The sequence below is a fragment of the Microvirga splendida genome (assembly GCF_016427565.1).
In the GTDB taxonomy this organism is placed as follows: domain Bacteria; phylum Pseudomonadota; class Alphaproteobacteria; order Rhizobiales; family Beijerinckiaceae; genus Microvirga; species Microvirga splendida.
In genome coordinates, this window is sequence record NZ_JAELXT010000060.1 from 1 (window position 1) to 11,256 (window position 11,256).

Sequence of the window (11,256 nt, forward strand, 5' to 3'; positions counted from 1 at the left end):
CTCTGCGAGGACCAGAAAACAAGGACTTGCGGGGGCACCCTAAGTGCAAAAACCAGAGGGGTTTTTGGAACAGGCGATGTTGGGAAAACTCTGAGAAAGACTGTGACCGATGACAGGCTTCGAAAGGTGGCGTTTGAACCTGACGTATCATCGGCCAGAAAAGCATAAAGGTCTTCTCCCGGTGCTAAGGTTCAGTCGCTCTAGGGCCTGGGTATTGTTTCACGCAGAGGGAGGCCAGGGCATGAAGGATAAACCATCTTCAAATACTAGGACTGGAACAGGATCGTCTGACTAAGCTATGTTTCTCGAAATTTCGGGGCCCATAATGAAAAAGCTATTTTTTGTTGCTGTTGCCGCTTTTGTGGGGATCGCTACGTCTGCACACGCTGAACTATCCGTTCGGGAGTTTTTGAAGAACGCAGACGATCCTCTAAACCTTGCCTACATCACGGGTCTGTCGAATGGGATGGGCTGGTATGCCACCGCTGACAACTATCATCATGGCAAGACCCTTTTCTGCGAGCCAACCAAAGTTCGCCTTGTCTCTGAACAGTACGTGGGTGTGCTTCGGGACTATGTAAAGACGCGCCCAAAGATGATGGCTGATCCGGTTGGCGGCGTGCTGATCTTGGCTCTACAGGATGCGTTCCCGTGTCCAAGATGACGGAGGCAGGAACATTATGAGGAAATGCAAGGACGAGTTTTCCGGCATTTGAAAGAAAAGTAAGAAGAGTTGCAAAGGTCATCCAACCCTAGTCGTCGAGTACTTTACCGGATGAAGACAGGTAAGCTCCGTCTCCGAGGTAAACCGGGCTAGTTCCGTCGCCTCCCAAAGCGTTGTACATGCTACCAAGTTCAGATTCTCTCCGGGCTGGTTTTTTAATTGTTGGAGGCATTTCCCTGCACGGCACCCAACCCGTTCTATGTAAAAGGCTCTTAGGTGTACGTTCAGTGTAAACCGGCAGCACACTCATTTCGCCCGTCAAGCCACACTCATCACACCTCAAACGTGATTCAATGTCATCAAGCGACATCTTCTTCGAAAGTAAGGATGATACCAATTTATCGTTGACAAATCCGACGTGGTCGCAAGGACACTTCACGCGCATCCCTAACTTAAGATCTATCCAAGTTTGCGGTTGAGCGAGCGGTTCTCTAATTTTGAAGTAGTAATTTGCAAACTCAACCAGTCTATCATTTGGATCGTTTACAGTCACATAGCTCATCGAAAAAATGCCACTTTGTGATTGACCCAAGTAGAGATAATCGAGTACCTGCGAGATTGTACCTTTGTTCAAATAACCGGTCTCGATATATGTAGCGGAAATGCTCCACAGCAGAGGACCGAATTCGTAATTGGAACGGGTGTTACTATTAAAGTGGCTGCCTCGATGGCGCGTATACTCGTAGCAACTCAAATCGAATACGCACGATTGTTTCGCCAGCGCCTCCAATGTTCTCGCGACCCCAAATCTTTTCGTGCGCTTTAATACGGACAAATCCGGTAGAACTCTGAAATCTAAGGACAGCGGTGAATTTTCACTATCATGTGGAGACTTCATAATCTGGTCGATGTCCCAAAAGCTGAGTTTCAATGCGGTGATGTCGTCCGTTTCTACATAAAAGGTCGTCTCATCCATGTGCCACCACAAGCGATATCCGAAGCAAGCGTGAAAGTGCTCAAGAGCGTGAGCATTTTCGCATGTCAGTAGTTGATATGGATTTTTATCACTCTGTCCACCGGACCTAGCATCGGCGGCATAAGGAAGGGCGCGCTCTCCGGAGAGCGCCCTAGCAATCATCCGAGTTCGATCTGATCTACCGGCCCCAGCCCAAGCGTCGTGCCACAAGACAATCCCTGTCGATGCCAGCGATGATCTCCCCAATCTCCCGAGCAATCCCTGGTGGGCAGAACCTCTCGACCTCAGCAAGGCGGGATCGCAGTGTCTGAACAACCCGCCGAGGCACGGTGAGCGGTGCGCGAGCCTCGATGTTCTTTAGGTAGGCCCGGTTTTTACCAAGAAAATTTGTAGACAGATCCCGTTTACAGCGAACGAGGCCCATCTGGCGAAGATGAAGATAGATCTGTGACAGGTTGGCGGCAATCATTCTGTCTATTTACCTAAATAATGGCACCGAAACATATTTCTTGAAGGAAGGTGCCCTTAGAATGAAAGCCAATATTGCTGCAATTTACATTGCGAACCAAATTGCTGTTCAAAAATTGATCCGACAATATCTGGTTCCGCCTTTCGAACCGTTTGTCGAGGATGATGTAAGCATCAAAGCCGAGCAAACGTGGAACAGGTATGGCGTCCCTTCTCATGGTGCAGAGACGTGGCGGTATGAGATCACGGGCACGGACTGGCACATGGTTGCTCGTGCCGTCTTTTATGAAGGCGAATTGCTCGAACCCCTCGCCGTTCACTGCGTGATCGAGGAGTGCAAATCCAGTGGCATTGAGACTCCCGAACAGGCTCTGAACACATGGCTCAAGTCGCTGGATCTTTGAGATTTCACCGAAGCTTCAAAAAGGGCGCTCCGAAGAGCGCCCTTTATCATGCTGTCATTCTAAGCCTTCTTCGAGTGCTTCTTCGACCACTTTCGATACCGGTTCCAACACCCACTATACGTGATGTTGAAACGCTTGGCTGCTTCGGTGATCGAGACGCCCTGCGCGAAGAGCCCATAAAGAACGGAGACGCCGAGATCCGAAAGGTGCCTGCCATAGGGGCGGAACCACGCCTTATCAACAGTGTACGTGATGCTTTCAGTGCTCATTGGATGTACCCCCTAGCTTACTGCGACTTTGCATTCGGGCGCTTGCCAGCGGCGGCAAGCTTTTCCCACGAACCAAACCTGTGCTTCGCGGCCTGATACGAGATGCCCATTTTCTTGGCGGCTGAGTAGATCGACACGCCCTGATCGTAGAGCGAATAGATATGCTCTTCGCCCTCGGGAGAAAGCTTCGTCTGACCGTTGATGTCCGCGCGATACCACGCTGGATCAACAGTCGGACCACCTTTCGGACTAGCCCTATCATCCGGACTATGTTCAGTTTCTTCCGTTTCCGGGGCGGTTTCGTTATCCCGCATGAAGCCCCGGATAAGGCCCTTCACGATCTTCACGGCGATCTCGGGATCGTTCTCTTCAAGGGTGGCGAGAACGATTTCGGTCTGGGATGTAGTAAGCATGTCGGCGTCCTTTGGTGTGGCGACTATGCCTATATGTAGCATATTCTTAGCTAAGTCAAGCCTACACACTATTGAATTTAGCAAGGCGATTAGGTGAGGGGAGGTCTCAGAAAGCGAGGTGGGCTCGTTCCCCAAATGGGCGGGGGCAGGTCGCCGGGCCAGCAGGACGTCGGTCGGACACCCTAAACCACTAAGCGCGGGCTTTGTGCGAGACTTACGAACTGTGCAAGGAGGGCTGTCGGCCATCCAACAAGCGCAACGTCCCGCGCAACACTGATTTCATCAGCCTTCGGTGTTCTTCTTTGGCTTCATGGGCCGAATGAGATGTCACGCTATTTCTTATTATAGTATTTCGTGACCCATTGTCTTAGTCAGGAAATTAAAATTCAGTTATATCCAAGAGTATGTCACGCAATTGCGTGCGCTAGATAAATAAAGTGACAAGAAAGGTACATATCAGTTACTGTTGCTTCATTATCTATGAGTTATTTTCAATGTCATCTATTCCAAGTACATCTAGCATTGTCATCAGCTACATCAACGGCATTTGCGGTGCGGGCAAGACCTACGCAATTGCAGCTTGGGCTGACCGCCTCGCCAAGGTGGGCCACAAGATCATCCTGATCCAGCCGACCACACAACTGATCCACGAGACCATCCAGGCGACCTTCCCGGCCATGAAGGTGGACATGGAGTTGGTGACGGCGATCACATCCCAAACTCATCCGTGCAAGGTGATCCAGACCATCACGAACCATCTGGAAACGACCGACCCGGAAAAAGGTGAAATCCTCATCATCACCCATTCTGCCTTCTTTGCCCTGCCGTCCCACCTGTTCTACGGCAAGAAGTGGATGCTGGCGGTGGACGAGATTCCCCCGGTGGAGCGCAGCTTCGGCCTGAACATCCCCGACACTCATGAACTGCTGACCCGCCATCTCGAAGTTACCGACCGCACGCATCCGGAGTATTGGAGGATCGGAGCCAAGGACGTGTCGGCCATCCGCAAGATTGCTGCCAATAAGCGCGGTGATGAGGTCTATGAGAAATTTAGAGGGTTCGCTGACAGCGTAGTTTCCCCGCACTGGTCGGTGTACGTCAACGCGCAGAACTACGAACGCCTGATCGCCGAGACCGACGTGAACGGCGTGGCCCGTCAACTGGTCGGTCATGCCTTCATGGCCCCGACTGTGTTCGAGCCGTTCAAAGCCGTCTACATTGCCGGTGCCTGCTTCGAGGAAAGCCTTCTATTCATCCTGTGGTCGAACCTGACCAACCCGAAAGTCCCCGTCGAGTTCAAGGACGTATCGAGCAGCTTCAAGCTGTATCGCCGCAGTCATGACAACGGCGACCTTCTCGACATCCACTACGGGGTCGATCAGCCGTGGTCCAAAAGTGTCCGTGACAAGGTCGTGGAGCGCGTGGACGGCACGACTGGTTCTGTCCTCGACGCGATCAGGGAGAAGGCCAAGGAGATGGTCGGCTCAAAGCTGATCGCGGAGTTCAAGAACGCCGACATCAAGAAGCCCTTCTTCGAGAACTGCGAACGTCTGCCTAATGTGACCCACGGCCTGAACGTCTACCAGCACATTGACCATGCCTTCCTAATGTCGGCGCTGAACCCTCCACCGGCCCACTTCGCCTTCCTGAAGCGTTATGCCGATGTCGAGCCGGAGGTCGTCCAGACGGCAATGTTCCGGCAGGCCATGTATCAGGCCGCGAACCGGACCAGCATCCGCGACCCGAGGAACCTGAACCCGAAGATGTGGTTCGTTCCTGACAGCCAAACGGCCTACTGGTTGCAGTCCATGTACCCCGGTTCGCGTGTCCACGACCTCGGCCTGTTCGACGGCCCGATCTCGAAGAACAATGGCAAGGCCGGTCGTCCCAAGGTCCACTCGAATTCGACCGCCCGCAAGCAAGCACAGCGTGCCCGTGAGAGGCACACCAAAGACACCATCCTTGAACGTCTGATCCGGCTTGATGTCGTGAACGGTTTAGAAACCCGCAACAATAATCTGAACCGCACTAAGGGCGACGAGATCATCGCCTGCATGATGGAGCCTAAGAACATCGGCTTGACCAGTCTGGACCGCACCACCTTCCAAGGCACGTTCTTCGCTGACAAGTTCTCGAAGGAGGGCTTGCCCTTTGAGGGTTCGTTCGATGATCTCGTGGCCTTATACCGGGACTTCTCGGAGCAGGAGTTCGAGAACAAGGAAGGGCTGTCGGCCTACTCCCCGTCGATGTACGTGGCGAACAATGGGGCCGAGACGAGCCGTGGCTACGACAACATCGCTTACGTCCGTAACATTATTCTTGATTTTGACGGTGGCGATCTGACACCAGAAGACTTCTCGGCTCTGTTTCCGGGTTGGCGCATGGTGTTCCATTCCTCATGGAGCCACACGGAAGCAAAGCCAAAGTGGCGCGTCATCGTCCCCACCGAACATCTGATCGACATCGAGAACTACAAGCTCGTCGCCGCCTACATTATGGAGCGCTTGAGCATGGCCGGATGGTGGACCGAGAAGGAATTGAACCAAAAGCCATCCCGTCGCGATCCAGCGAAGTTCTCTGGGGTTCACGGGTTCGACGTGACCAAGCTGAACCCAGCCTGCGTCCTCTTCGTCCCCGCCAAGCGCCCTGACAGTTTCTTCATGGAAGTGCCGGGGACCGCATTGGATCTGTATGGACTGGTGCGGGACATCCCGGTGCCGCCGCTTGCGGCTGCGGTCGCCCCAACCGTAGTGGCTAAGCCAACGGTTCCTGTGGTGAACGACAACGCGGCCCCACCCCTGAAGGCAATCCAGGCAAAGCTTAGCGAAGAAGCTCTGAACGGTGCGGCTGCAAAGCAGGCAGAGAGGGTCAAGAAGGCGCTCGATGAATGGGCTGCGGTCGCCATGCTGCCGGGTATGGGCAACACGGAGTTCAACCGGCTGGCATGGAGGCTGAAGGCTGCTGCACTGTCGGATCACGAGATCGAGCAGACCCTTTGTCAGGAAGCTTCAAAGGCCCGGCATCCGAGTGAACGTCGCGCAGAGATCAAGAATATTCTGCGTTGCCTCCGCAAAGCTGCATGATCCAGATTGGCCCCAATATGGGTCTCCCCCGTGTTCCTGTGCAGCGTGAGATCCATGCGGGATGCTCTGAAGGCACAGCCGGAGCGCTACGGGCTGATGCCAAGCACAGAGGGAGAGCGTCCCTGGACCATGCGAGGTGTCGAAATAGTCATGTTCATGGACGGCTACTGGCCAGCCTCCCATTGTTGCCGCGTCAGTCCCAACGGACCCCCTCACTGCGGGGCTCTAGCTCCGCAGCAACACGGCAGAGCGCATCAATGGAGTTGTCGTGCCAAACCCCTAGAAGTCTTGAGGCGTCCGCACTAGACCGGCAACACACGTCAACACTCATCCCCGAAAAGCGGCAGAGTGGACGGACTTCAATGATTTCAGCCGAACGGAACTGCTTGAGAATGGCCTGCAACCGCTCCCATTCTCCTTCAAGAACGTACAATGTCGCGGTGCTCAAAAATTTCTGACGCTCTTCACTATAGAGGCGGGCAATTTCAAAATATCTCATCTTCAATCCTCGGGAATAATTGATTCCTGAGAAGTATTTATTCGGACGCAATGGCCTTGAAGCTGAGGGGTGCGAGCAATTCCGTGGAGCAGCAAGCATTCGCCAGCATGGAGCGCGGGCAGCAATATGATGGATTCCCGTGAGCGAGATCTGAGGGACGGACAGCGGCGGCAGGGCTTGAGGGACAGAAGTATTGTCCTATTCTGAGAGGATTGGGATGCTACACAATCCCACATGCCCACTGAGGGACGCCCTACACGATGATCTTGTTCTAAGCCACGCCACCGGAAGCGAGGAGTTTGCATGGTACAAGACGAGGCTTCAGGAGCGGCACAATCACCGCTTACCCCGCTCGAAACGAGGCATATTTCATTTGTCGCAAAATCCCTAACCCTAGTCCGATCTTTCAGGAACTACCGTGGCAGCATAGAGCCAAGTCTTACTATAGAGGGTATAGCAAAGGGAGCATCGTTTGCTGCCTTACGGAATACGGATTCCCACAGGACGCATGTTGACCTCAGTCTTTCAATTTCGACCATACATAAACATTGGGTCATCGAAGACGAGAAACTTCTAAATGGCCTAATTAACGTCAAGTATGTTGCAGAGGATGATGATATAAGCGCCTATATTCCCGAGACTTTCGATATACAAGTATCTTTGCCATCTGAGCTTTTCGAGAACTTATATGAAGCGGTAAGGAACGGACGCCTTGAGAACCTATGGTTTACCGGCTCCCCAAAAGGCATTTGGATTTTGAAGGATGAAGAGTATCGGGAGCCGCAAGACCGCACATTATTTCGATCAAGTGAAAGCCCGAACTCGGAAAACCCATTCGACCAGCCGTGGCCCTTGACCGGCATAGGATGGCGTGAGGCAGAAACAGTTTTGATTCCTGAACCGGCCAAAGCCGATCCGGATGCCGAAGCTGCGATGGACAAGCGCGAGCACGAGCAAGAGGAGGCGCGCTTACAGGTCGGAGTTATCCAAGCTCAAGCCGTCAACATATCGTCCCAACTCTCACAACTTGAAACCATACTCCGTCGTGTAAGCCTTCTCGGCACGCTTATCCTGATTGCCTTGGCTTATATCGCTTACGTGAGTAGCTAAGGGAATACCCGCTAACGATGCGAACGTAGCGAACTTTCCCCGCCATGCAGACCCATCGCGCCTGATGCCCCTGTAACCTCTGGGATCTGACAGAAGCCGATAGCCGTCCAACATCAAATTGAAGGGCAAGTGAACGTGCCCGAAGACGATGGTCGTATCCTTCAGAGGAGGACCGACCATATCGAGGAGGCCGTTGCATTTCTCCCTGAAGTTCCCACCGGTCAAATCGCTCAATCGAGGCGTGGGTGCGAAGTGAGAGAGCACGATCACGCGGGAAATCGTGGCGTCGTTTTTGGCGGCAGTGAGCTTCCGGGCCACAACTTCGACTGCCGCCTCGTCCTCTAAGCATCCACCCAGGTAGGCGATACCGTCTTTCCGGTACTCATGCCCCACAAGATCGAGGATGTGGACGTTGTCGCGGGTCACCGCATCTCGATCAACTTCTTCATGGTTTCCCAGAACGGCGATGACCCGCTCGTAATGATCTGCCGCCGCATTAAGGAAGTCTACGGTATCGCTCAGGCTCTCGCTCGTGTCCCCAGCGATCAGAAGTGTTGTTGATGTCGGGTTCTTGTATTTCCTCACATCAATTTTGCCGATCCAGCGAAATGGCCCGCCCATAGCAGCATTGTCCAAGTGAAGGTCGCTTGAGAAGTCGAACATGACGTAACGGATCTCTGTCACAAAACACTTATATTGACAAACCTGCTTGATTTTGCAACAATGAATCGCTTTTTCAACTGCTATGGAGTTGCCTTTGGACCTGTTTCGGGAAGTGAAAACTCATGCGCCGCGATCCTTCAGCGGATGGGCATTAAGCGCTCTCATTTCCCATGACGAAGCACATCCTGGCATCCTCCGCTTTACGATTTCGGCCAGCACTCTGCGCCGTCAGGCAATTTTCTCCGTTCTCGCCGCTATCTCCCACGATGGCATAGAAGCTGTCGCTGCCCGCTTGCGCCCTCTGATCCCGAATGATCGTCGGCACGTTTCAGGCCCCCTCGCACTCATCTCCTCCGTGCTGATGACTCGCCGTGTGCGGGATATAGTTCACGCACTTTACGGGCCGGTGGAGGGGCTGGTTGGCGTTCTTGGGCGCTTGGGAGACAAACCCCTTCGCCCGACCACCTACAGCACAATTCTCGCCCTCCTGTCTCAGCCCGAACACCGTGCCCGCGCCAAGGTGCTGCGGCAGATGGAGGACGTGTCAGCGTCGGCCCCTGCTATCCTCTTAGCACTTCGGCCTCCATTCTTGCTGCCTAATCTGATCGACGGCTTCCGCTCGGCGGATCAGGTTACCGAGTTTCGCGCGGCAATTGATCTGATCTGCCGCGTCGTGCCCTCTGTGACAGAATTGGAGCTTGCTAAGAGCCTCGCTGATCTCGGCCCTGATGGGCACCTTGATCGGTGGACGGATCGTTGGCTCCAAAAGGCGAAGCGCTTTCCCTTGTCGCCGCCGATCCAAGACGATGGCGAGTTTGTCGTGCTTCGTTCGCCCAAAGCCATGCGTGACGCAGCGGCTCGCTTCCAGAACTGCTTAGAGACGAAAATTGGTTTCTGCATCGTGGGCCGAAACGCCTATGTCGAGTATCGGCCTGAGCCCAGCGTTATCGAACTTATTGGATTGAATGCGGGGCATTGGCTATTGTCTGGCATCTATGGTCCTCGCAATCTCCCCGTCAATGTGGGGACCGCTCATGCGATCCACCGGAAGATTACAGCCGCTGGAATTCTATGCCCCGCGCGAGTAGCGCACGCAAAGCCCTACAACGCCGTGGCTCGGCTGATGGGTCTTCTCGACTTTGATGGGCTAGAACTTAATGCTCTTGAGGAGGACGACCATTCGACTGACGGAATGGAGGCGATGGTGGAGCAGGTTATGCGCGACTTCCACGACTTCGAAGAAGCCTGAGATCTCTCAATGCCCTCAATTCATGGTTTGGTCACGATACCAGATTGGCTCCGAAAGGCTGTAGATGCTGCCTTAGCTCAACCGCTTACTCCACAGGCGCTGAGGAACATCATCGTCGCAGCGCCTGGGTTGCTGCTGATTGTCTATGGGCCATTATGGTCCCTTATCACTGTGTGGGGTTTCGTTCTCTGTTGTCTCCCATCGCTCTACCGGGAACTCCTTCGGTTCCGCTCTCAGCATCAGGAGATGAGCGCGCGGGTAGGGATGTCTGAGGTTTCTCTGAGGCAGGCGGCGGAGGAGAAGCTTCAACTCGAACGTGAACTTCAGAAGCTGACGCAAGCGCTCCGAGAGGCTGAGGGCCAACGTCCGAAGAAAGGGCAGCACCCAGATCCAATGGAGGGTGCCCCAAGTTTCGAGAAACTGGTCTTCCGGCGCGTCGGTCTTGATCCATCCGCGCCACGGTTCATCATTGAAGCTGCGCGCAAGGCATACCGGCGCGCGCTTCATCCTGACCTTCAACCGGGCGGCCGGAAGGCAGAGGCAGAACGCCGGTTCAAGGAGGCCGAGGGAGCCTTTGATGAGATCTGGCGGCGACGAGGCTTCCGGTAAGGACGGGAACTTGGGTACGGCGTTAGCGGCCCGCCTTGTGGCGGGATATTAACATCATCACCGCGCCTCCTCTGCTGTTAAGCTCTAGCACACGGAATTGGTGTATGCGAAGGCGTGAACAGGAGGGTCGTCAGAAGCGGTTCCCCTGAAAAGAAGAGCCCCTGTAGGGTACTTGGAAGTAGTAGGACAGCGAATGCCGACACTCGACTGGATTGGTAAGCGAGCAGTTGTGAACCATCATCGCGAGGTGCCCTATCGGCTGATCCATTGCGACAAGAAAAAATCTGTTGGGGACCCCGACTCCGGCAATCTGATAGTGCAGGGCGACAATCTTGAGGCGTTGAAAGCGCTGCTGCCATACTATGCAGGCAAGATAAAGTGCATATATATCGACCCTCCCTACAATACAGGTAATGAAGAGTGGGTTTATAACGATAATGTCAACTCGCCCGAAATCAGAGAATGGCTTGGAACGGTCGTAGGTAAGGAGGCCGAGGACTTATCTCGCCACGACAAGTGGCTTTGCATGATGTATCCCCGGATTCGCCTGCTCCGCGAATTCATGACTTCTGATGCCGTGATATTTGTTTCACTTGATGATAGCGAAGTTCATCGCTTCCGAATGTTGATGGACGAGGTATTTGGGTCAAACAGATTTGTTGCTAACGTCATTGTCGAGAGCAATAAGCGTGGACAAACATATAATGACATCTCCAAAAACCACGAAAATCTCCTTATTTACTCCAAAAACAATAATATAGCATTCAATGAGCTAGGCTCAGGACCTATTAATTTGGCCTGAGGAGTGCTTCAGTGTCTCTGTTCTGGAGGCGCTGATGGGTGATCTGT

General features: G+C 53.7%; 10 protein-coding genes. 7 read left to right on the forward strand and 3 right to left on the reverse strand.

The annotated features are described in order from the left end of the window. The first annotated feature begins 325 nt into the window (after positions 1-325). Positions 326-664: a Rap1a/Tai family immunity protein gene (locus tag JAO75_RS24520; RefSeq protein WP_199051827.1), complete on the forward strand. Its 339-nt coding sequence runs from the start codon at positions 326-328 to the stop codon at positions 662-664. A gap of 88 nt (positions 665-752) precedes the next feature. Here JAO75_RS24520 and JAO75_RS24525 read toward each other — a convergent pair whose 3' ends face one another. Further along, positions 753-1,640: a hypothetical protein gene (locus JAO75_RS24525; protein ID WP_199051828.1), complete on the reverse strand. Its 888-nt coding sequence runs from the start codon at positions 1,638-1,640 to the stop codon at positions 753-755. Between the two features lie 530 nt (positions 1,641-2,170). Between JAO75_RS24525 and JAO75_RS24530 the strand changes: the two genes are divergently transcribed. Further along, the gene (locus JAO75_RS24530) at positions 2,171-2,512 is read left to right on the forward strand and encodes a hypothetical protein (RefSeq protein ID WP_199051829.1); all 342 of its coding nucleotides are present in this window, start codon (positions 2,171-2,173) and stop codon (positions 2,510-2,512) included. A gap of 286 nt (positions 2,513-2,798) precedes the next feature. Here the strand turns inward: JAO75_RS24530 and JAO75_RS24535 are convergent, their stop codons facing one another. Next, positions 2,799-3,194 (reverse strand): hypothetical protein, encoded by a 396-nt coding sequence (locus JAO75_RS24535; protein ID WP_199051830.1) that lies wholly within the window; start codon positions 3,192-3,194, stop codon positions 2,799-2,801. A 494-nt stretch (positions 3,195-3,688) separates the two neighbouring features. Between JAO75_RS24535 and JAO75_RS24540 the strand changes: the two genes are divergently transcribed. After that, positions 3,689-6,277 carry a hypothetical protein gene (locus JAO75_RS24540; RefSeq protein WP_199051831.1) on the forward strand — a complete coding sequence of 863 codons (2,589 nt, stop codon included), beginning with the start codon at positions 3,689-3,691 and terminating at the stop codon, positions 6,275-6,277. Positions 6,278-7,079: 802 nt separating this feature from the next. Beyond that, positions 7,080-7,886: a hypothetical protein gene (locus tag JAO75_RS24545; RefSeq protein ID WP_199051832.1), complete on the forward strand. Its 807-nt coding sequence runs from the start codon at positions 7,080-7,082 to the stop codon at positions 7,884-7,886. On the opposite strand, the gene JAO75_RS24550 is transcribed toward JAO75_RS24545, so the two are convergent. Then, positions 7,797-8,549: a metallophosphoesterase gene (locus JAO75_RS24550; RefSeq protein WP_199051833.1), complete on the reverse strand. Its 753-nt coding sequence runs from the start codon at positions 8,547-8,549 to the stop codon at positions 7,797-7,799. The genes JAO75_RS24545 and JAO75_RS24550 overlap by 90 nt on opposite strands. Before the next feature lie 94 nt (positions 8,550-8,643). On the opposite strand from JAO75_RS24550, the gene JAO75_RS24555 reads away from it, so the two are divergent. The 3 genes from JAO75_RS24555 (at position 8,644) to JAO75_RS24565 (ending at position 11,209) form a co-directional block, all read left to right on the forward strand. After that, the gene (locus tag JAO75_RS24555) at positions 8,644-9,798 is read left to right on the forward strand and encodes a hypothetical protein (protein WP_199051834.1); all 1,155 of its coding nucleotides are present in this window, start codon (positions 8,644-8,646) and stop codon (positions 9,796-9,798) included. Between the two features lie 246 nt (positions 9,799-10,044). Then, entirely contained in the window at positions 10,045-10,407 is a 363-nt protein-coding gene (locus JAO75_RS24560; RefSeq protein WP_199051835.1) for a hypothetical protein, read from the forward strand. Positions 10,408-10,600: 193 nt separating this feature from the next. Continuing rightward, positions 10,601-11,209: a site-specific DNA-methyltransferase gene (locus JAO75_RS24565; protein ID WP_199051836.1), complete on the forward strand. Its 609-nt coding sequence runs from the start codon at positions 10,601-10,603 to the stop codon at positions 11,207-11,209. The last annotated feature ends 47 nt before the right edge of the window (positions 11,210-11,256 follow it).